Source organism: Pseudomonas cavernicola, from assembly GCF_003596405.1.
Classification (GTDB): domain Bacteria; phylum Pseudomonadota; class Gammaproteobacteria; order Pseudomonadales; family Pseudomonadaceae; genus Aquipseudomonas; species Aquipseudomonas cavernicola.
Genome location: NZ_QYUR01000002.1, coordinates 1,227,537 through 1,248,654, shown reverse-complemented (window position 1 = coordinate 1,248,654; position 21,118 = coordinate 1,227,537). Strand labels below are relative to the sequence as shown.

General features: G+C 63.8%; 18 protein-coding genes and 1 pseudogene. 7 read left to right on the top strand and 12 right to left on the bottom strand.

Features of this window, described 5'->3' with window-relative positions; all coding sequences use genetic code 11:
* The first annotated feature begins 14 nt into the window (after positions 1-14).
* Together phoR and D3879_RS06105 are read left to right on the top strand one after the other, a co-directional pair.
* Positions 15-1,316 (top strand): phosphate regulon sensor histidine kinase PhoR, encoded by a 1,302-nt coding sequence (phoR, locus tag D3879_RS06110; RefSeq protein ID WP_119953175.1) that lies wholly within the window; start codon positions 15-17, stop codon positions 1,314-1,316.
* Between the two features lie 114 nt (positions 1,317-1,430).
* Positions 1,431-2,768, top strand: coding sequence for a hemolysin family protein (locus D3879_RS06105; RefSeq protein WP_119953174.1), 1,338 nt, complete (start codon positions 1,431-1,433; stop codon positions 2,766-2,768).
* Here the strand turns inward: D3879_RS06105 and D3879_RS06100 are convergent.
* Complete coding sequence (locus tag D3879_RS06100; RefSeq protein ID WP_119953173.1) at positions 2,755-3,564, bottom strand: LuxR C-terminal-related transcriptional regulator; 810 nt, start codon at positions 3,562-3,564, stop codon at positions 2,755-2,757. The genes D3879_RS06105 and D3879_RS06100 overlap by 14 nt on opposite strands.
* Before the next feature lie 110 nt (positions 3,565-3,674).
* Here D3879_RS06100 and D3879_RS06095 point away from each other — a divergent pair, with 110 nt between their 5' ends.
* Both D3879_RS06095 and D3879_RS06090 read left to right on the top strand, forming a co-directional pair.
* A complete protein-coding gene (locus D3879_RS06095) occupies positions 3,675-4,778 on the top strand; it encodes a polyamine ABC transporter substrate-binding protein (RefSeq protein WP_420800918.1) in 1,104 nt (367 codons plus the stop codon).
* Positions 4,779-4,852: 74 nt separating this feature from the next.
* Entirely contained in the window at positions 4,853-5,977 is a 1,125-nt protein-coding gene (locus D3879_RS06090; RefSeq protein WP_119953171.1) for a DmpA family aminopeptidase, read from the top strand.
* Positions 5,978-6,019: 42 nt separating this feature from the next.
* Here the strand turns inward: D3879_RS06090 and D3879_RS06085 are convergent, their stop codons facing one another.
* The 7 genes from D3879_RS06085 to D3879_RS06055 all read right to left on the bottom strand — a co-directional run bounded on the left by D3879_RS06085 (position 6,020) and on the right by D3879_RS06055 (position 15,335).
* Positions 6,020-7,459 (bottom strand): tetratricopeptide repeat-containing S1 family peptidase, encoded by a 1,440-nt coding sequence (locus D3879_RS06085; protein WP_238474240.1) that lies wholly within the window; start codon positions 7,457-7,459, stop codon positions 6,020-6,022.
* A 712-nt stretch (positions 7,460-8,171) separates the two neighbouring features.
* Entirely contained in the window at positions 8,172-9,008 is an 837-nt protein-coding gene (locus D3879_RS06080; protein ID WP_119953169.1) for an ABC transporter ATP-binding protein, read from the bottom strand.
* The gene (locus tag D3879_RS06075; protein WP_119953168.1) at positions 8,996-9,799 is read right to left on the bottom strand and encodes an ABC transporter permease; all 804 of its coding nucleotides are present in this window, start codon (positions 9,797-9,799) and stop codon (positions 8,996-8,998) included. Before D3879_RS06075 ends, D3879_RS06080 begins: the two co-directional genes overlap by 13 nt.
* A gap of 12 nt (positions 9,800-9,811) precedes the next feature.
* Positions 9,812-10,795, bottom strand: a complete 984-nt coding sequence (locus tag D3879_RS06070; RefSeq protein WP_119953167.1) for an ABC transporter substrate-binding protein — start codon at positions 10,793-10,795, stop codon at positions 9,812-9,814.
* Positions 10,796-10,933: 138 nt separating this feature from the next.
* Complete coding sequence (locus tag D3879_RS06065; RefSeq protein WP_119953166.1) at positions 10,934-12,316, bottom strand: aspartate aminotransferase family protein; 1,383 nt, start codon at positions 12,314-12,316, stop codon at positions 10,934-10,936.
* A gap of 53 nt (positions 12,317-12,369) precedes the next feature.
* The gene (locus D3879_RS06060; protein WP_119953165.1) at positions 12,370-13,803 is read right to left on the bottom strand and encodes an amino acid permease; all 1,434 of its coding nucleotides are present in this window, start codon (positions 13,801-13,803) and stop codon (positions 12,370-12,372) included.
* 41 nt (positions 13,804-13,844) lie between these two features.
* Entirely contained in the window at positions 13,845-15,335 is a 1,491-nt protein-coding gene (locus D3879_RS06055) for an aldehyde dehydrogenase (protein ID WP_119953164.1), read from the bottom strand.
* 394 nt (positions 15,336-15,729) lie between these two features.
* Between D3879_RS06055 and D3879_RS06050 the strand changes: the two genes are divergently transcribed.
* Positions 15,730-16,653, top strand: coding sequence for a LysR family transcriptional regulator (locus D3879_RS06050; RefSeq protein ID WP_119953163.1), 924 nt, complete (start codon positions 15,730-15,732; stop codon positions 16,651-16,653).
* Between the two features lie 63 nt (positions 16,654-16,716).
* Here the strand turns inward: D3879_RS06050 and argE are convergent, their stop codons facing one another.
* The 4 genes from argE to D3879_RS06030 are packed head-to-tail and all read right to left on the bottom strand — an operon-like array spanning position 16,717 to position 20,361.
* Positions 16,717-17,880, bottom strand: a complete 1,164-nt coding sequence (argE, locus tag D3879_RS06045; RefSeq protein WP_119953162.1) for an acetylornithine deacetylase — start codon at positions 17,878-17,880, stop codon at positions 16,717-16,719.
* Positions 17,873-18,550 (bottom strand): DUF1028 domain-containing protein, encoded by a 678-nt coding sequence (locus D3879_RS06040; protein ID WP_119953161.1) that lies wholly within the window; start codon positions 18,548-18,550, stop codon positions 17,873-17,875. The genes argE and D3879_RS06040 overlap by 8 nt, the downstream gene beginning before the upstream one ends.
* Before the next feature lie 9 nt (positions 18,551-18,559).
* The gene (locus tag D3879_RS06035) at positions 18,560-18,970 is read right to left on the bottom strand and encodes a RidA family protein (protein WP_119953160.1); all 411 of its coding nucleotides are present in this window, start codon (positions 18,968-18,970) and stop codon (positions 18,560-18,562) included.
* Positions 18,970-20,361: a flavin-containing monooxygenase gene (locus D3879_RS06030; RefSeq protein ID WP_119953159.1), complete on the bottom strand. Its 1,392-nt coding sequence runs from the start codon at positions 20,359-20,361 to the stop codon at positions 18,970-18,972. Before D3879_RS06030 ends, D3879_RS06035 begins: the two co-directional genes overlap by 1 nt.
* Positions 20,362-20,639: 278 nt before the next feature.
* Between D3879_RS06030 and D3879_RS26900 the strand changes: the two are divergent.
* Positions 20,640-20,873: pseudogene (locus D3879_RS26900) on the top strand (flavin reductase family protein); the annotation flags it as partial.
* A 55-nt stretch (positions 20,874-20,928) separates the two neighbouring features.
* Positions 20,929-21,057, top strand: coding sequence for a hypothetical protein (locus tag D3879_RS27430; protein WP_274381378.1), 129 nt, complete (start codon positions 20,929-20,931; stop codon positions 21,055-21,057).
* The last annotated feature ends 61 nt before the right edge of the window (positions 21,058-21,118 follow it).

Sequence of the window (21,118 nt, the reverse complement as noted above, 5' to 3'; positions counted from 1 at the left end):
AGGATGGCTGCAACGTGAATCAAGACTGGCGTGGCGCCGTAATCCGTCGCCTGTTACTGCTACTGGCCGGCTGTTTGCTGGTCGGTCTGATCAGCGGCGAATATGCCTGGAGCCTGGTGGTCGGCCTCGCCGCCTACCTCGGCTGGACCCTGGCCCAGTTGCTGCGCCTGCACACATGGCTGAAGCGTCACCAAGCGGATGAGCCACCACCGGATGGCTACGGCTTGTGGGGCGAAGTCTTCGACAACATCTACCACCTGCAACGACGCGACCAACGGGTGCGTGGACGCCTGCAAGCGGTGATCGATCGAGTGCAGGAATCCACCGCGGCATTGAATGATGCGGTGATCATGCTCGACAGCGATGGCAACCTGGAGTGGTGGAACCGCGCAGCGGAAACCTTGCTCGGCCTGAAGACCCCGCAAGACAGCGGCCAGCCAGTGACCAACCTGATCCGCCATCCAACCTTCAAAGACTACTTCGAGCAGAACAACCACAGCGAACCGTTGGAGCTGCCCTCACCGATCAACGACCGCCTGCGCCTGCAATTTCACATCACCCAGTACGGCAACCGCGAACACCTGATGTTGGTGCGCGATATCACTCGTCTGCACCAGTTGGAGCAGATGCGCAAAGACTTCGTCGCCAACGTCTCGCATGAACTACGAACTCCGTTGACGGTGATCTCCGGCTATCTGGAAACCCTGCTGGATAACGTCGACGACATCAACCCACGCTGGCTACGCGCCCTGCAACAGATGCAACAGCAAGGCGGGCGGATGCAGAATCTGCTGAATGACTTGCTGCTGCTGGCCAAGCTGGAAGCTACCGATTACCCCTCGGACAACCAACCGGTGGCCGTCGACTTGCTGCTGCTGTCGATCAAAAGCGACGCGCAAGCCCTGTCGAGCGAGCGCCATCACCGTATCAGCCTGGAAGCCGACGCCAGCCTCAAGCTCAAAGGCAGCGAGACGGAGCTGCGTAGCGCCTTCTCCAACCTGATTTTCAATGCGGTGAAATACACCCCGGATGAGGGCGAGATCCGCATCCGTTGGTGGGGCGACGAGCAAGGCGCGCATCTGAGCGTGCAGGACAGTGGCCTGGGTATCGAAGCCAAACACCTGCCACGGCTGACCGAGCGCTTCTACCGGGTCGACTCCAGCCGCGCCTCGAATACCGGCGGCACCGGGCTCGGGCTGGCCATCGTCAAACACGTGTTGTTGCGCCACCGCGCACGCCTGGATATCAGCAGTGTGCTGGGCAAAGGCAGCACCTTCACCTGCCACTTCCCCTCGACCCAAGTGGTCAAGCGCTGATGCCGCCGAGCGCACGGGGACTGGGCAAGTCGTGCGCTAGCCGCTAATCTGGACGACTGGCACCCATGCTCGCGGTGCCCTCCCCTGATTATCCGGAATCCTTGAAACACCCTTATGGACCCTTCCCCTAGTTACAACGCCGCCTATTTCGCCGATTTTGGTCTCATTCTTTTCGCCCTGCTGCTGGTGCTGCTCAACGGCTTCTTCGTCGCCGCCGAGTTCGCCATGGTCAAACTGCGCTCCACCAAGGTCGAGACCATCGCCGCGAAGAGCGGTTGGCGCGGGCATATCCTGCGCACCGTGCACAATCAGCTGGACGCCTATCTGTCGGCCTGCCAGCTGGGCATCACCCTGGCCTCGCTTGGCCTGGGCTGGGTCGGTGAACCGGCCTTCGCCCACCTACTCCAGCCGCTGTTCGAAAGCCTCGGCATAGACTCGCCGAAACTGGTGCATGGTTTCGCCTTCTTCACTGCCTTCTTCATCATTTCCTACCTGCACATCGTGGTCGGCGAGCTGGCACCCAAGTCCTGGGCGATCCGCCAGCCCGAGCTGCTTTCGCTGTGGACGGCCGCCCCGTTGTACCTGTTCTACTGGGCCATGTACCCGGCGATATGGATCCTCAATGCCAGCGCCAATACCGTTCTGCGCATCGCCGGCCAGGGCGAACCGGGGCCGCACCATGAGCACCATTACAGCCGCGACGAGCTCAAGCTGATCCTGCATTCCAGCCGCGCCAGCGACCCCAGCGATCAAGACATGCGCGTGCTGGCCTCGGCGGTGGAGATGGGCGAGCTGGAAGTAGTCGACTGGGCCAACTCCCGTGAAGACCTGGTCTACCTGGAGCTGAACGCGACACTGGATCAGGTATTCAGCCTGTTCCGCCGGCACAAATACAGCCGCTACCCGGTGTACGACGAGGCCGCCGGCGACTTTGTCGGCGTCCTGCATATCAAGGATCTGCTGCTGCACCTGTCGCTGCTGGAAATGCTGCCCTCGGCACTCAAACTCGGCGAGCTGATGCACCCGCTGGAGCGAGTGAGCCGGCACATGCCGCTGTCGCGCCTGCTCGAGCAATTCCGCCAGGGCGGCGCGCACTTCGCCCTGGTCGAGGAGGCCGACGGCAAAGTTATCGGCTACCTGACCATGGAAGACGTGCTGGAAGCACTGGTCGGCGACATTCAGGACGAACACCGCAAGGCCGAGCGCGGCATCCTCGCCTACCAGCCAGGCAAGCTGCTGGTACGTGGCGACACGCCGCTGTTCAAGGTCGAGCGCCTGCTCGGCGTCGACCTCGACCATATCGATGCGGAGACCCTCGCCGGGCTGATCTACGAAACGCTGAAACGCGTACCGGAAGAGGAAGAAGTGCTGGAGGTCGACGGCCTGCGCATCATCGTCAAGAAGATGAAAGGCCCGAAGATCGTCCTGGCCAAGGTGCTCAAGCTGGATTGAGACTAACTGCCCGAACCGGCGTGCCGCCCTGCTGCAAAAACAGCGCGAACAGCTCGGCGTGACTGCCGACCCCAAGCTTGTGGTACAGGTTGCGCCGGTGCACCTTCACGGTCTCCGGCGAAATGCCCAGCCGTTGGGCGGTGGCCTTGCTGGAGAAACCCTGAAGGATCAGCCGCGCCGTTTCGCTCTCGCGTTCAGTGAGCCGCGCCGCCAACTGGCCAAGAGCCGCGGCGAAGTCGGTCGGTGCCAGCGCAGCAGCCGGCGCCTCGATGCGGGCCAGGGCGAGGTGCTTGCGCATGGCCGCCAGCACCCAATCGCGCACGCACAGCAGGGCACCGACCTGCTCGTTGCGAAAGGCCGTATGGCTGCCCAGTGACAATCCCAGCACCAACCCCTCGCCGAGGTTGAGCATGAATTGCAGCTCATCGCGGCCCACCACCTGCCGAAAATAGCTCAGGTAATACTCGCTCTGGCGAAACTGATCGGGCGCCAGCGTCTCCAGTCGGTACAGGCCGTCGCTGATGCCGCTGCTGGCGGCCTGGTAGAAGGGGTCGAGCAGGTACATGCCGGAGCAGTAATCGGCAAACTGGTCGGCCTCGCCCAGACGGGTGAATTCGAAGACCTCCAACACCTGCGGCGGCCGCTCACGAGGCATCAGCGCCAGCAGCGCGTTGTCCGCCGGGACCAACAGCCGCAGGGTCTCCACCAGGCTACGCCAGAAGCGCGGCGTACCGAGCTGCTCGAACAGCTCCGCGAGCCCCTGATGGATTGGCAGCTCCTTCAGTAATGCATCCACAGCCTACCCCTATCGAGTAACCCCTGATGGGAATTGGTGACACGCCGTCGGCACTCTAGTCTGTTCGCGACAAGAACAACATCCAGCCCTGCGACAGGAGTGACCCCATGATGCTTTCCCGCACTTCGCGCCTCAACCTCGGCCTTGGCGCATGCCTCTCTTGCGGGCTAGCAACGGCAGCCGCCGACGCCCCCAGCGTGCATGTCTACAACTGGTACGATTATATCGGCGCGACCACCCTCAAGGACTTCCAGCGCGACACCGGCATCCAGCCCGTGTATGACACCTTCGACAGCGGCGAAGTGCTGGAAGCCAAGCTGATGACCGGCCGTAGCGGTTATGACGTGGTGGTGGCCAGCAATTTCATTCTGCCGGCCCTGATCAAGGCCGGTGCCTTGCAGAAACTGGACCGCAGCCAACTGCCCAACCTGAAGCACCTCGACCCGGTACTGCTGGAAAAAATTCGCGCGAACGACCCCGACAATCAGTACGCCATACCCTACCTGTGGGGCACCGATGGGCTGGGCTACAACGTCGACAAGGTCAAGGCCGCTCTCGGCAGTGATGCCCCAGTGAACTCCTGGGACCTGCTGTTCAAGGAAGAAAACCTCGCCAAGCTCAGCCAATGCGGGGTGGCACTGCTGGATGCCCCCGCCGAGGTCATGCCGATTGCCCTGCACTACCTTGGCCTGTCACCCAACAGCAGCAACCCCGATGACTACAAAAAGGCCCAGGCACTGCTGCTGAAACTGCGCCCATACATCACCTATTTCGACTCGTCGAAAATCCAAAGCGATCTGAGCAACGGCGATATCTGCCTGGCCCTGACCTGGTCCGGCACGGTGTTCGGTGCGAAGCAAGCCGCCGACCAAGCAGGAAAGGGAGTGAAAGTCGAATACAGCATCCCCATCGAAGGGGCGCCGCTGTGGATCGACAATCTGGTCCTGGTCAAAGACAGCCAGCATCCCGCAGAAGGGCTGACCTTTATCAACTATATGTTGCGCCCCGAGGTGACAGCGGCGGCCACCGATCTGGCGCTCACCGCCAACGCCAACAAGGACGCGACCGCGCTGGCCTCGGCCGAGGTGCGCAACAGTCCGAATATCTATCCCTCGGCGGAGGTGATAGCCAAGCTGTTCACCCTGCAACCGCAGCCCCATGCAATCGAGCGTGTCCGCACGCGGGCCTGGAGCAACATCACGAGCGGCCGCTGAGCCGACATCAGTTACCCGGCGCAGGCCCAGAACGGTGTGCGCTTTTTTTACCTAAATTGCCTGAGAGTTCCGCCATGAAACTTCGTGCCCGCGATCTGCACATCCAATTCGGCCAACTGCAACCCGGCCCCCTCAATGCCATCACCGATGTACCCGGCGTGCGCGTCGGTCACAGCAATATCCGGGGGCGTAGCGCCAACGGCCGCGACATCAACACCGGCGTCACCCTGATCGAGCCGCGTGCGGGTTCCACCACCCAGCAGCCGTGCTTCGCCGGCGTGCATATCCTCAACGGCAACGGCGATGCCACGGGCCTGGAGTGGATTCGCGAGGCCGGCCTACTGACCAGCCCGATCGCCTTTACCAACACCCACAGCATTGGTGTGGTGCGCGACGCGCTGATCGCCCTGGACCGCCAGGATCAGCCCGATGACGGGCGCCTGTACTGGAATATGCCGGTGGTGCTGGAAACCTTCGACGGCCTGCTCAATGACATCAACGGCTTCCATGTGCGCCCCGAACATGTGGCCGAAGCCCTGGACCGCGCCGTCGGCGGCCCGGTGGCCGAAGGCGCGGTCGGCGGTGGCAGCGGCATGATCTGCCACGAGTACAAGGGCGGCATCGGCACCGCCTCGCGGCGCCTGAGCGCGGCGCAGGGCGGCTGGACAGTCGGCGCCATAGTCCAGGCCAACCACGGCACGCGCCGCGAGCTGCGGGTGGATGGCTACCCGGTGGGGCGCTACATGGAAAAGGCCACCTCGCCGTTCCTCCGCGCCGATCTGCCGCATCCGGGGATGGGTTCGATAGTCGTCTGCCTGGCCACCGATGCGCCGCTGCTGCCGCACCAGTGCACCCGCCTGGCCCAGCGCGCCAGCATCGGCATCGCCCGCACCGGCGGCGGTAACGAGGACTGCAGCGGCGATATCTTCGTCGCCTTCTCCACTGGCAACCAGCAGCTTGAGGCCACCGCTTACGAGCGCAAGGGCGCCTTCACCTGCGACGGCCTGCGCATGGTCAACAACGACCATATTGGCGACTTGTTCCTCGCCGCGGCGGAGGCCGTGGAGGAAGCCATCATCAATGCGCTGCTGGCGGCCGATACCGTCGAGGGCAATGGCCACCGGGTCCAGGCGCTGGATAGCGCCACCCTGCTGGAAGCCCTGCGCCAGGCCGGCTGGCGGCCGCGGCGGGAATCTTGAGTCGGTGTCCTGGGTTTCAGGGGGCCCGTTCAGTGTTCGTCATCAGGGCAGCACATTCTCATTGAGAAACTGCTCCGCCCTTGCCGGATCGAGTGCCTTGAGGCGCTTATAAACTGCCAGGGTCTGCTCAGCTTGGCCGGATAGGCGATAGGCAACGCCTAGGCTGTACCAGGCCTCGGCATCTTCCGGGTCGATGCGCACTGCCTGTCGGTAGGCTTCGATGGCCTTGGCGGTCTGGCCGGATTTCCCGTAGGAACCGCCCAGGTTGAGCCAGGCCTTGGCATATTCCGGGTTGATGCGCACTGCCTGTTGGAAGGCTTCGATGGCTTTGGCGATCTGGCCGGAGTCCCCGTAGACAACGCCGAGGTTGAGCCAGGCCTTGGCAAATTCCGGGTTGATGCGCACTGCCTGCTGGAAGGCTTCGATGGCCTTGGCGATCTGGCCGGAGTCCCCGTAGACAGCGCCCAGGTTGTTCCAGACATCGGCATCTTCCGGGTCGATGCGCACTGCTTGTTGGTAGGCTTCGATGGCGCTGGTGGTCTGGCCGGATTTCCCGTAGACAACGCCCAAGTTGTACCAGGCCTCGGCGTATTCCGGGTTGATGCGCACTGCCTGTCGGTAGGCTTCGATGGCCTTGGCGCTCTGGCCGGATTTCCCGTAGGCAAAGCCCAAGCAGTGCCAAGCCACGGCGGCCTGCGGCTGCGCCTTGGTCCAGCGCCGTGCATGGTTTAACAGCCCGGCCCAATCTTGTTTCACTTGCAGCGCCGCCGCCTTATTGAGCCAGTCGAGATAGGGAGTCTGCGTGGTTTCCTCAGTGCTCTTGTGCCGTTTGGGCAGTTCGCTGATCCATTCCACCGGCACGGCAAAGTTAAGTTGCTGGCCCTCGGCCAGATAAAAGGTGGGCAACCCGATGAGCCGGCCTTGTTCATCAAACAGGCCGCCACCACTGGAGCCGGGGGAGAGGGGGGCGGTGATCTGAAGGTACTGACCGCCTGCCACCGGGCGCAGGCTGGAAATAATGCCCTCGGACAAAGTGAGTTCCAGCCCTCTGGGTGCGCCGATGGCATAAACCCGTGCGCCCACCTTGAGGCGAGCGGTGCTGCCCAAAGTTACAGGCGCGGCCTTAAGCCCGTTCACGGCGAGGGTGCAGACATCCCTATCCCAGTCGCTGTGCCGCAGAGCTGCCGGATATTCTCTTTTCCGGTGCTGCACTCGCATATGCTCGGCACCTGCAAGCACATGGCAGTTTGTGGCAACCATGCCTCCGCCCAGCGCCACGCCGCTGCCCAATCCCAACGCCTTGCCCTGGGCGTCGAAAGTTCGGATCACGATAACACTGGGCGAAACCGCATCGAAAACTTCGCTGGCCGTCTTGGCATAAGCATCAAAGGCGAACAGACAGAAGACGACAAGCAGAAAGCCCCGTGTTCCATTGTTTGGGGGCATTAGGGGGGACGTTAGACACTCACTTCCCACGCGCACGATCAACTTCCATCCGGATGTGGGCATCCGATAACGCGAGCCTGCTATTTACGGGGTTGTCGTAGTGCAGCTCTAGAGCGGCGCGGTCAAGCTGCTCAACACAAGGGATCATGTAGCGCATGGAATGCTGCCCTTAGAATCCTACTTAGGTTTATCAACCGCATGACGGATAGCTCTGGGCAAGAGCCGGCACTACCCCACGCCCACATTCTTATAACCTCTTTAGAACGAGCTTAGTCCATAGGAAAAACACCGACCGGCCGCACCTGCGCGGCGTCTTCACCAAGCTGGCGCGTCGCACCAGGCCTTGCTTCGAAAGCGCTGTTGAACAGCGCGCTGTCCTCGGCCCGAATGGCTTGTTTTCTTCATGCCCCCCGCATAACCCCAGCCCCGACCGGCCTTGCGCGTTAGTCCCATCGCAGGATGGTTGTCCCTCCGCTAAGCCGTTTAAATCGCTCTCCATGGGGCCTCTCCCAGCGTTGGTTTCGGGGCGGGCCAAGGCCTGGCAGATGCGAGGAGAGCGCCATGGATAGCCGTGGTCTGGGTTACGTCCGCGTCTTCTCCGGCGACCTTGCCCGCTGGCGCGAATAGGCCAGCCAGGTGCTGGGGATGATGGTCGCCGCCAGGCCGGCTGTCGGCCGCTGCGGGAGGGGGGGAGTCTTGAGTCAGGGGCAAACCCTTCCCCCTCCCGAAGAGAGAGGGGGAGCGGCCGTCAGTGCGCCTCTTCCAGCTCGTCGTGCAGCAGGCCGAAGATCTCGCGTTTCATCTCGATGAACGAGCGCTCCATGACCATGTCCAGCGTGCGCGGACGCTCGATCGGCACATCGAGGATCTTCTTGATCCGCCCCGGACGGGCGCCCATCACATAGACGCGGTCGCCAAGCAGAATCGCCTCGTCGATGTCGTGGGTGACGAACAGCACGGTCTTCTTGCTGTTACCCCACACCCGCAGCAGCAGTTGCTGCATCTGCAAACGGGTCTGGCTATCCAGCGCGCCGAAGGGTTCATCCATCAGCAGAATCTGCGGATCGTTGGCCAGCGCGCGGGCGATCGCCACGCGCTGCATCATGCCGCCGGAGAGCTGCTTGGGATAGTTATCGGCGAACTGCGCGAGGCCGACTTCGTTGAGGTAGAAGTCGACTATCTCGGCGCGCTGCCTGGCCGGCATGCCGCGGCGCTTGAGACCGAACTCGATGTTCTGCCGTACCGTCAGCCAGGGGAACAGCGTATAGCTCTGAAACACCATGCCGCGGTCGACGCCCGGCCCCTCGACCTGCCGACCGCCGACATGGATGCTGCCGGCGCTCGGCTCGGCCAGGCCGGCGGTGAGATACAGCAGGCTCGACTTGCCGCAACCGGAGGGGCCGACCAGCACCGCGAACTGCTGATCCGGCACCTCGAAGGAGACCTTGTCCAAGGCGGTGAAGGTCGAGCCGCTGGGCGTCTGGTACTGCAGGCTGACCGCGTCGACGCGCAAGCGCGCCGGAGCCCCGATTTGTGCCGCTAACGAAACCGCATCGTCACGTTGCACCGCTGCTACTGCGCCCATGAGGCCACCTTGAGTCGAAGAAGTCGGAACAGTTGATCGGTCACCAGGCCCAGCAGGCCGATGATGGCGATGGCGAGGAAAATCACATCGACCTGGAAGCCGCGCATGGCCTTCAAGCTGATGTAACCGAGGCCGCTGGACGCCGCGACCAGTTCGGCCACCACCAGGTAGGTCCAGGCCCAGCCCATGGTCACCCGCAGGGTATCCAGCACGCCCGGCAGCGACGCCGGGCCGAGCACGTGGAAGAGCACATCGCGGCGATTGGAGCCCAGGGTGTAGGAGGCGTTGATCAGGTCCTTGGACACGCCCTTGGAGACGTCGGCGATCATCACCAGTTGCTGGAAGAACACGCCGAAGATGATCACCGTCACCCGCTGCTCCAGACCGATGCCGATCCAGAGGATGAACAGCGGCACGAAGGAGGTCACCGGCAGGTAGCGGATGAAGTTCACCAGCGGTTCGAGGAACGCCTGGACGATGCGGAAGCTGCCCATCAGCAGCCCCAGCGGCACCGCCACCAGGGAGGAGACGATGAAGCCGATCAGCACCACCTCGACGCTGGCCCAGACGTGTTGCGCCAGGGTGCCGTCGCTACCCAGACGTGCGGCCGCCTCCAGCACCGCGCCGGGGGTGGGCAGGAACATCGTCGGTACCACGCCACCGTAGGAGAGCCCGGCCCAAAGGCCGATCACCAGCAGCCAACAGACTGTGCTGGCGCCGAGAAGCAGCTTGGCCGGCAAGTCGACCTTGGGCGTCAGGCAGCGGTTAAGCCATGATTTTGAATTGGCCATGATTGCCTCCGCTCAAGGGCTGACGAATGTGCTGTCGACCAGGTCGTCGTAGCTGACGGCAAAGGGTTTGCCTTGCAGTGAGCTCCAGGTCTGGTTGGCCAGCTCGATCAACTCGGCGATGTCACCGGGCTTGCCGGGAGTGCCGAGCAGTTTTTCGCTCATGGGCTGGTCATAGAAGCGCACGCCCTTGGCGGCATTCGCCATCTCGAGCGGATCGGCCAGATAGCCGCCGACGCCCTTGGCCATGATCGCGTAGGCCTCCTGCGGATGCTCCTTGGTGTACTGCACAGCCTTGTACAGGCCGTTGACCAGCGCCTTGACGTCTTCCGGCTGCTTCTCGATGACGTCGCAGTTGAGCGCCACCACATCGACGATGATCCCGGGCGTCTTGGTGCTGTCGATCAGCACCTTGCCCTGACCTTTCTGGCGCACCAGCGACAGGTGCGGCTCCCAGGTCACCGCGGCCGGAATGCGCCCGGCGATAAAGGCGGTGGCGGCGTCGTCGGCGGTCATGTTCTGCACCTGCAGATCGCTCATGGACATGCCGTTTTGCTTGAGCAGATAGGACAGCCAGAACTGCGAGACCGAACCCTCGTTGACCGCGATCGCCTTGCCCTTGAGCTCCTGCAGGCTGTTGACCTCCTTGCCCACCAGCACGCCGTCACCGCCGTAGCTGTCATCCAGCGCGGCCACCGCCTTGAAGCAAAACTGCGGACGGTATTTGAGGATCTCGTCGATGGTCGAAGCCGAGCCGGAGAGTTGGCCGGAGGCCTGGGCGGCCATGTACATCGAGGACTCCTCCATGGTGGTCAGCTGCAGGTCGAGGCCCTGCTCCTTGAAGTAGCCCAAATCGCGAGCCAGATACAGCGTGCCATAACCAACCCAGGTGGTATGGCCGATGGACAGAGTGCCGGCCTGGGCGCCAGTGACGACGCCAACGGCCAGTGCGGTGGTTGCAAGGGACAGCGAGGAACGCTTGAGCAAGGACTTGATCATGGAACACTCCCACAGCCTATCGGCTTTAGTTATTGGATTTGCGGGACAGCATTGGCCTAAGGCCAAAAGGGTTCCGTCGCGCCGGCCGCTACGGGCCGGCGTGATAGGTAGTACGGGGAATGGAACGCCGGGGCCGGCTTACAGCCGCCCCAGTTCCTGCGCTGTGCGATCCACCGCGCGCTTGGTCTTCTCCACCAGTTCATCGAGCTCGCTGTGGCTGGCCACCAGGGCCGGCGCCATGATCATCCGGCCGAGGGTGGCGCGGATGATCAACCCCTCTTCGAAACCATGGGTGCGGCAGCTCCAGGTGATGTCGGCCTCGTTGGCAAAGCGCTTGCGCGTGGCCTTGTCCTCGGCGAACTGCAGGGCGGCGACCATCCCGGCACCTTGGATTTCGCCGACCAGCGGGTGATCGGTGAACACCTCGCGCAGGCAGCGTTGCAGATAGGGGCCGGTCTCCTGCTTGACCCGAGTGACCACACCCTCGTCGCGCAGCGCCTTGAGGTTGGCGGTAGCCACGGCGGCGGCCACCGGGTGCCCCGAGTAGGTCAGGCCGTGGGCGAACACCCCGCCTTGCTCCACCAACACCTCGGCCATGCGTTTGGAAAGCACCAGCCCGCCCATCGGGATGTAACCCGAAGTCAGACCCTTGGCGATCGACAGGGTGTCCGGCTCGAAGCCGAAGTATTCATGGGCGAACCATTCGCCGGTGCGGCCGAAGCCACCGATCACCTCATCGGCGCACAGCAGCACGTCGTACTGGCGGCAGATGCGCTGGATTTCCGGCCAATAGCTTTCCGGCGGGAAGATCATCCCACCGGCGCCCTGGAACGGTTCGGCGATGAAGGCCGCAACGTTTTCCGCACCCAGTTCGAGGATTTTCTCTTCCAGTTGGCGGGCGGCGCGCAGGCCGAACTCGGCCGGCGTCAGGTCGCCTTCGTGGCCGTACCAGTAGGGCTCGTCGATGTGCGCAACGTCGGGGATCATGCCACCCATCTCGTGCATGAACTTCATCCCGCCCAGGGCGGTCGCGGCCAGAGTCGAGCCGTGGTAGCCGTTCCAGCGACCGATCATGATCTTCTTCTGCGGCTTGCCGAGGATCTGCCAGTAGCGGCGCACGGTGCGGATCAGCGCCTCGTTGGCCTCGGAGCCGGAGTTGGTATAGATCGCGTGGCTGTAGTGGCTGGGCAGCAGGCTGAAGAGCAGCTCGGAGAGCTCCACCACCGCCGGGTGAGTGGTGTGGAAGAACATGTTGTAGTACGGCAGCTGCTCGAGCTGGCGGGCGGCGGCGGCATTGAGGTCCTTGCGGCCGTAGCCGAGGTTGGTGCACCACAGGCCGGACATGCCGTCCAGATAGCGCTGGCCGTCGTTGTCCCACAGGTACAGGCCCTCGCCCTTCACGATTACCCGCGGGCCCTCGGCATTCAGCGCCTTCTGGTCGAGGAAGGCATGGATATGGTGGGCGGCGTCCAGCGCCTGGTACTCACGGGTTTCACGGTTTCCCTTAATCTGGGTATTCATCACAGCTCTCCTCCCCTCAGGGGGTATCAACAGTACTTCTGAATTTGCAGCCTTCAGGCTTGGTCCGGGTTCAGCGCCTTTTCAAGCGGCTCGGGCACGAACAGCGGCTTGCGCATCACCAGCTTGATCCAGAGGATCGCGATCAGCGACACCAGGCCCAGCACCAGCCCGGCGATGCCGAAGATCTTCCCGGTCATTTCCGGCGCCGGCGAGGCGTACCAGATGGCGTAGAGCATGCCGGCGATGCCGATGACCTGCGGCCAGGGATAGAAGGGCGTACGGAACGGCCGGGCGATCTGCGGGTAGCGCCGGCGCAGGGCGATCACGTCGATGTGGGTGATGATGTAGGCCAGCAGCCAGGCCAGGGCGGCGGCCAGCAGCAACAGGTTGATCGCTGCCGCGTCCTGGCCCATCAGCAGGATCGGCAGGCCGGTGATGGCCGCGACGAACAGCACGGCCACCCAAGGCGTACGGGCCCGCGGGCTGAGGCGCTTGAACAGCGGGAAGGCCTGGCCGTTCTGCGCCATGCCGTAGAGCATCCGTGGAATCGCCGCCAGCGAGGAGTTGAGGGTGCTGCAGGTGGCGGTGATCGCCGCGGCTACTAGGAACAGCTGGCCGCTCTCGCCGAACACCGTGGTGGCGAACAGGTAATGCGGCAGGCCGTTGCTCGCCAACTCCGCCTGCGGCACCGTCAGCAGCGCGCCGAGGCAATACAGAGCGATGGTCGCGAAGATGATGCTCAGGCCGATGATCATCGAGCGCGGGATATTGCGTTCCGGCCGGCGCGTCTCCTCCACCAGCGGGCAGACGAACTCGGCGCCGACGAAGCCCCAGACAGCCATCGCGGTGAGGGCGAACACGCCCACGCCGAGCGGATTCCAGTCGCCGCCGAGCAATGCAGCGGGCTCCAGCACTGGCGTATCGCTGGCGAGAGCGCTCAGCCCCAGCAGCAGCAGCACCACCACCATGACTACCGCCATCACTGTCTGCAGCTTGGCGAAGATGTCGAGGCCCAGCAGGTTGAGCAGGGTGAACAGGCCAAGCACCCCGAAGGCGACGCTGAACTGCGGGAACACCCCGGGATAGACCTTGCCGATGATCAGGTCGAGCAGCAGCAGTTCGGCGGACAGGGCGAACATGGCCACCACCACGTAACCCGAGAAGACCGCCAGGATCGCCGGGAACTGGCCGATGGCAACTTCCGTGTAGCTGCTCAGGCTGCCCGCTCGCGGGATCATCAACGCCAGCTCGGAGAAGGAAAACGCGTAGGTCAGCGCCAACAGATAGGCCAGCCCCAGCGGGATCAGGAAGCCCGGCCCGGCGACGCCGACACCTTGCAGCATCAGCACCATCACGCCCTGGGACACCACCACCCCGACGGCCACTGCCAGCAGCGAGCCGAGGCCGAGCACCCGGCGCAGGCCGCCCGGCGTCGCGGCGGTCGCCGACGCCGGCGCCTGTAAGGGTAGGCTTGTACTTTCAGTCATCTGTATTTCCCGCTCTTGTTGTTGTAATGGGCCCCCGACTCTCAGCGCAGCTGGAACCAGGTGGTCTTCAGTTGGGTGTACTTGTCGAAGGAGTGCAGCGACAGATCGCGGCCGAAGCCGGACTGCTTGCCGCCGCCGAAGGGCACGCTGACGTCGAGGGCGTCGACGGTATTCACCGACACGGTGCCGGCATTCAGGCGCCGGGCCACACGATGGGCGCGGTTGAGGTCGTCGCTCCACAGCGAGGCAGCCAGCCCGTAGACGCTGTCGTTGGCCAGGCGCACGGCCTGCTCTTCGTCATCGAAGGGGGTCACCGCCAGCACCGGGCCGAACACCTCTTCACGGGACAGGCGCATGTCCGCACCCACGCCGGTGAAGATGGTCGGCTCGATGAAGTTGCTCGAGCCGTTGTAGCTCAGACGCTGGCCACCGCAGACCAAGTTCGCACCACTGGTGCGGGCGCTGTCGATAAAGCCCATCACGCTATCGGCCTGCCGCGTGTCGACTATGGCACCGGCGCGGCTTTGTGGGTTCAGCGGATCGCCCGGCTGCCAGTGGCGGGCCTTGGCGATCAGGCGCTCGACGAACTCATCGTGGATCGAGCGCTGCACCAGCAGCCGCGAGTTGGCCGAGCAGACCTCGCCCTGGTTGAAGAAGATGCCGAAGGCGGCCTTCTCCGCCGCCAGATCGAGATCCTGACAATCGGCGAACACCAGATTGGCGCTCTTGCCGCCGCACTCCAGCCAGACCTGCTTGAGGTTCGACTGCGCCGAGTACTGCATGAAATATTTGCCGACTTCGGTCGAGCCGGTGAAGGCCAGGCAGTCGATATCCGGGTGCAGGCCGAGCGCCTTGCCGGCACTCTCGCCGAGACCCGGCACCACGCTCAGCACGCCTTCCGGCAGCCCGGCTTCCAGCGCCAGTTCGGCCAGGCGCAAGGCGGAGAACGGCGACTGCTCGGCCGGCTTCAGGACCACCGAGTTGCCTGCGGCCAGCGCCGGGGCGAGCTTCCAGGCCGCCATATCCAGCGGGAAGTTCCACGGCACCACCGCCGCGACCACCCCGAGCGGCACGCGGGTGATGGTGGCCAGGGCGTTCTGCGCGGTGGGCGCGACCTGGTCGTAGAGCTTGTCGAGGCTTTCCGCATACCAGGCGAACACCCCGCCGGCGCCCGGCACGTCTATGTTGTAGGCGTCCATCACCGGCTTGCCCATGTTCAGCGAATCGAGCAGGGCCAGTTCCTCGCGATTGGCCAGGATCAGCTCGGCCAGGCGCAGCAGCACGCGCTTGCGCTCCACCGGTGCCATGCGCGCCCAGGGGCCGCTATCGAAGGCCTGACGCGCGGCGCGCACGGCGGCGTCGACCTCGGCGGCACCGCAGGCGGCGACATTCGCCAGCAGCCGGTTGGTCGCCGGGTTGATCGCCGCGAAGGTCGCGCCGGACTCGGCGGCGACCTGCCGGCCGCCGATTAGGGCCCGGTCGATGAAGCGCTGGGTACGCGCACGTTGTTGCCAATCACTGAGTTCGAACACTACCGAGCTCCCTCGCCTGCGACCGATCATGGCCGGTCATGGTGGTTTTGGATGCGATCGATAGTGGCCGAAGGTGCGGCTTAGGAAAAATATTAAATATGTGTTCGGGGTATACGAAAAAGCTGGTTAGCCCAGCCCCAACAAAGTGCAGCGTGCTGGGTTATTGTGCAGTGGCGCACATGCTCCGCCGGAGCTGCCGGGGCAAGCTTGCGGCGGCTCGCTGGATTCTGTTCGCGAGGGCTCCGCCAGAGCAGGAAAATAGCGGCTTTGCGCCAGCGCTCGAGTTCGTGAGTCGCGCAAATTGCTGAGCCTGGAGCTTCGCGGATTGGCCCATTAATGACAATAAGCTGCCCCCTTTCGATTCACCGGCGTGCGGGCAAAAAACGAGGTTTTTGTGGCTTCCTATACCCTGCGGCAACTGAAGTATTTCGTGACCACCGTGGAATGCGGCAGCGTGGCCGAGGCCTCGCGCAAGCTGTATATCGCCCAGCCATCGATCTCCACCGCGATCAAGGGGCTGGAAGAGAGTTTTGGCCTGCAGTTGCTCATCCGCCATCATGCCCAGGGTGTGTCGCTGACCCCAGGTGGTGCGCGCTTCTACCGCAAGGCCCAGGAACTGCTGCGCATGGCCAAGGAGTTCGAACAGAACGCCCTGGCCGACCTCGATGTGGTGGCCGGGCAGATCGATATCGGCTGCTTCGAGACCGTCGCCCCGCTCTACCTGCCACGCCTGATCGCCGGCTTTAACGCGCTCTATCCGGGGGTGGAAATCCGCCTGCGCGACGGCGAGCAGCAGGAGCTGGTGCAGGGCCTGACCGCCGGGCGTTTCGACCTGGCGATCCTCTACCAGCACGACCTCGACTCGACCATCGAAACCGAGCCACTGATGCCTCCGCAGCGCCCCTACGCGCTGCTACCGGACGGCCACCGCTTCGCCCATCAGGCGCAGGTGTCACTTCGCGACCTGGCGCTGGAGCCGATGATCCTGCTCGACGTGCAGCCGAGCCGCACCTATTTCGTCAGCCTGTTCGAGGAGCTCGGCCTGAGCCCGCATATCGCCTTCAGCTCACCGTCGATCGAGATGGTCCGCGGCATGGTCGGCCAGGGTTTCGGCTTCTCGGTGCTGGTCACCCGCCCGCACTCGGAGTGCACCTACGACGGGCAGAAGGTGGTGATGCTGGAGATCGCCGAGCCGGTGACCACCTCAGGGCTGGTGGCCGCCTGGCTGAAACGCGCACCGCTGACCAAGCCGGCACAACTGTTCGTCGACTACTGCAAGGAGCAGCTGGCGCCGCAAACCGAAACGCCTGGCGAGTGAGCCATGTAGGGCGGGTGCAACCCGCCTGGCCTCGCCAACGCGCGGGTTTCATCCGCCCTACTTCTAGGCGCCGGCCTGGAGCAGCTCCGCCAGCCTGTCCAGCAACCCATCACAGGCCCGCAACTGCTCGATGCTGACGAACTCGTCCGGCTTGTGCCCCTGGTCCATGCTGCCGGGGCCGCAGACCACGGTTGGAATACCCGCCTGAGCGAACAGGCCGCCTTCGGTACCGAAGGCCACGGTGCCGAACTCGCGTGACCCACTGAGCAGCGCGATCAATTCAGCAGCTTCACTCTGCGGATCGGTCGCCAGGCCTGGATAAGCGCTCAGCGGCTGAAAACGGATCGTCGTCTCGGCCTGGATCGCCTGCATCTTCGGCAGCAGTTCGGTCGTGGCGTAATCCTGCAGTTGTTCGGCGACCTGCTGCGCATCGAAGTCCGGCAAGGCGCGTACCTCGAAATCGAACTGGCATTCAGCGGGGACTATGTTCAGCGCCCTGCCGCCGCTGATCACGCCGGTCTGCACCGTTGAATAGGGCGGGTCGAAGCGCGCGTCATGCTGGCCCGACGCGGCCAGGCGTTCGCCGATCTGACCGAGCTTGCCAATCAGCCGGGCGGCGTATTCGATGGCATTCACCCCCTGCGGCGCATAGGCCGAATGGCAGGCGGCGCCCTGCACACAGCAGCGCATGGCGAGCTTACCCTTGTGCCCGAGCACCGGGCGCATCTCGGTCGGCTCGCCGATGATGCAGACGATCGGCTTGTGCTCGCGCCGTTCCAGTGCGTCCAGCAACGAGCGCACGCCGAGACAGCCGACCTCCTCGTCATAGGAAAATGCCAGATGCACGGGCAGGCGCAGCGGCTGCGCGAGAAAACGCGGCACCGCCGCCAGCACGCAGGCCAGGTAGCCCTTCATGTCCGCCGTACCGCGGCCATAGAGCCGGCCGTCCTGTTCGCTCAACTTGAACGGATCGACCGTCCAGGCCTGGCCTTCCACCGGCACCACGTCGGTATGCCCGGACAACGCCACCCCGCCGCAGTCCCGGGGGCCGAGGGTGGCGAACAGGTTGGCCTTGGTCCGCTCGGCGTTGAACAACAGCTCGCTCTCGACCCCGAAGCCGGCCAGGTAGTCGCGGATGAATTCGATCAGCGCCAGATTGGATTCGCGGCTGACGGTGTTGAAGGCGATCAGCTGGGCCAGCAGTTCACGGCTGCGCGCTTCACTCATCGCCAGGCACGCCGTAGCTCGGCGCCTGGGTCGGGTCCAGCGCGCGGGTGACGTAGTCCTGCATCTGCGGCCGGTAAGCGCTCCACAGCTTGCCCAGCTCGCCGAGCGGGTCTTCCTCGGCCCAGTCCACCCGCAGGTCGACCAGCGGCCAAAGCAGATCGCTGACCACCGAGAGCGCCGCCGAATGCACCGGCCCGGCCTCGCCACCAGCCGCAACCGCAGCGTTCATGGCCGCCAGCAGGCGATCCGCCAGGGGCTCGCCGGCATGCGCCTCGAAGGCGGCGACCATGGCCGCGATCACCTGCGGGCCGGCCAGCAGATTGCCGGCCGCCACGCATTGCTCGCCGGCCACGGCGTTATTCACGCCGAGCGCCTCGCTGCCGGTGAACAGCGCGGTACGGCCCTGGCTGTCGATCACCGCGAGCTGGCGGTACTGGCTGAACCCGTTGCTGGCCAGCGCCCGATCCATCGCCGCGAGAGGCGCCAGTCCGGCGTCCAGCAGGTCGAGAATATCCGGGCCGAGGGCCGGCAGGGTGATGTTCTGCGTGGCAACCGCGCCGACCCCGGCGCGCAGCCAGGGGCAGCGCGCCCCCACGGCGATGCTGGAAGAGCTTATGGCAATGCCGAGCTGGCCGGTCTCGGCGCAACGGCCGACTATGGAGAAGGTCATCACATCACCTCAGTCAGGAATCACGGCGATCACGTCGATCTCCATCAGCCATTGCGGCTGGCCGAGAGCGGAGACCACCAGGCCGGTGGAGATCGGGAACACGCCCTTGAGCCACTTGCCGACCTCCTGGTAGACCGGCTCGCGGTAGCGCGGGTCGATCAGGTAGGTGGTGGTCTTGACAATGTGGCTGAGGTCGCTGCCGGCCTCTTCCAGCAGTTGCTTGACGTTCTTCATTGCCTGTTCGGCCTGGGCACGCGGGTCGCCGAGGCCGACCAGCTGGCCGTTGAAATCGGTACCCACCTGGCCACGGACATACACGGTGTTGCCGGCGCGCACGGCCTGGCACAGGTCGTTGTCGAGCGTCTGGTTCGGGTAGGTGTCTTTGGTGTTGAACATGCGGATGCGGGTGTGAGTAGGCATCAACGGACTCCCATAAGGCTGGCTTTTTGAATGTGCGAATCGGGCTGTGCGCCATCAGGCATTTGCTTTAGATCAGCCTCTGCCTGGCGTTGCGAGGCATCCCGATAGTCGAGATAGGTGCGCTGTTTTACGATGTGGTCAACAATATGCTTGGCATCGTGCCAAACGCCCCAGATGAACGCGGAGCCACGACGCGACAGCCACGGCAGGCCCACGAAATAGACGCCAGGCTCGGTCGAAACACCGCGCTGATGCTGCGGCTTGCCGTTTGCGTCGAAGGCGTTGACCTTCAGCCAGTTGTAATCAACTGAATAGCCCGTTGCCCAGATGATCGAGGTCACGCCGGCCTCGGCCAGATCGAGCTCAAGAATGGGGTTGGTCACACATTCCGGATCCGGGAGCATGGTGCGGGCTTCAGGTTCTTCCGGAAGGTCCAGACCATTGCGGGCGATATAGGCGTCAGCAGCATCGAGCAGCGCCAGATAGTTCTCATCACCGCGAGCAAGGTTGTCCGCAAGATTCGATGCGAAGGTCACCACACCTTCATTGAACGCTTTGGTCAGGCCAACGAGCGTCATCCCCTGATGGGCAAGTCTGCGGAAGTCAACCGTATGGCCGCCACGCGCACCGCTTACTGCGATGGTGACATGCTCCTTGCCCGGCTGGACGCCCTCCGCATCCCATTCACCGAGAACGCCGAGCCACCAGCAGAAGTCACGGTTGCGATAGGCGCGTGGCGGGCGATCGTGCGCGCCGACCGAAAGGTAGACCTGCTTGCCGGCACGTTGCAGCTCATCCGCGATCTGCACACCCGACGACCCGGCACCCACCACCAGCACAGCCCCCTCGGGCAGTTGCTCAGGATTACGATACTCGGCAGAGTGGATCTGTGTGAGCTTCTCATCTTTAGGAGCGATCGGCGGAACAACAGGGCGCTGGAAGGGGCCGGTTGCGACAATCACCTGATTGGCCTCGATCACGCCCTCGGAGGTTTCAATAGTGAAGCCCGGGCGGCCAGCATTGCGTTCCACCTTCTTCACTTCCACACCGGTGCGGATGGGGGCGTTGAACTTCTTGGCATAGGCTTCGAAATAAGCCGCAACCCGCTCTTTCGGGGCAAAGGCGTCGGGCTCGAGATCGTCGAACTCCAGACCCGGGAAACGATCGTGCCAGGCCGGACCATTGGCAACCAGCGAATCCCAGCGTCCCGTGCGCCAGCCTTCGGCGATACGATTGCGCTCCAGGACGAGGTGGGGCACCCCGAGTTTGCTCAGGTGTTCACTCATGGCCACGCCGGCCTGACCGGCGCCAACAACAAGCGTATCTATTTCTATTTTTTCAACTGTCATGCCTGTGTACTTCTGAAAGGCGGTTTGATTCAGGTCGGTCATGGCTTGCCTCCTCTGATTCTGAACATTGTTGTTCTACTGTTGCGGCTATCTGTGGGTGTTGGCCGCATTCTGTTCAGAACCAGGGATTCGCGAAATTATGATTTTTGTACTCGCTGGCTAGGAAAAAGCTGCCCGCACGGAAAGCGCGGAGCCTGCATGGCAGAAGGCTTTGGATATAGGTTTTTTAGCTTCAGCCGCGACAAATTAGATAACTTCGCGAACCCCACGGCGCTCGCAGAATCACTCCCACCTACATCGCCACGCATTGGATTCGTGCGATGAATGCTCCCGCAGTTGCCCTGACCGCCCCCACCGCGCCCAGCCCGTTAGCCCCGGCCGATTTCATCGCCGCCATGGGCAAGTGCGCCACCGGCGTCAATGTCATCACCACCGACGGCCCCGCCGGGCGCTTCGGCGTCACCGTCAGCGCCATGAGTTCGGTGTCCGCCGAGCCGCTGCTGGTCTGCGTGCACCGCAACAACCTCGCCTATGCGGCGATCGAGCAGAACGGCTGCTTCGCAGCGGACCTCGGCAAAAGGCTATTTCGGCCTCGAGCGCGCCCCGACCTTGCGTTACAAGGACCAGCGCATCAGCAGCCCCCTGATCCGCCAATGCCGACAGGCAGGCGACATCGATACCGCCAGTCTCCTGCTCAGTACGCGCAAGCAAGTGACCTTCGAGCAGCGGGCCGGCTGACTGTTCGCCTAGCAGGGCCAGGCTCAGCAACCGAACCCGACCGGCACATAGGCTGTTCCAT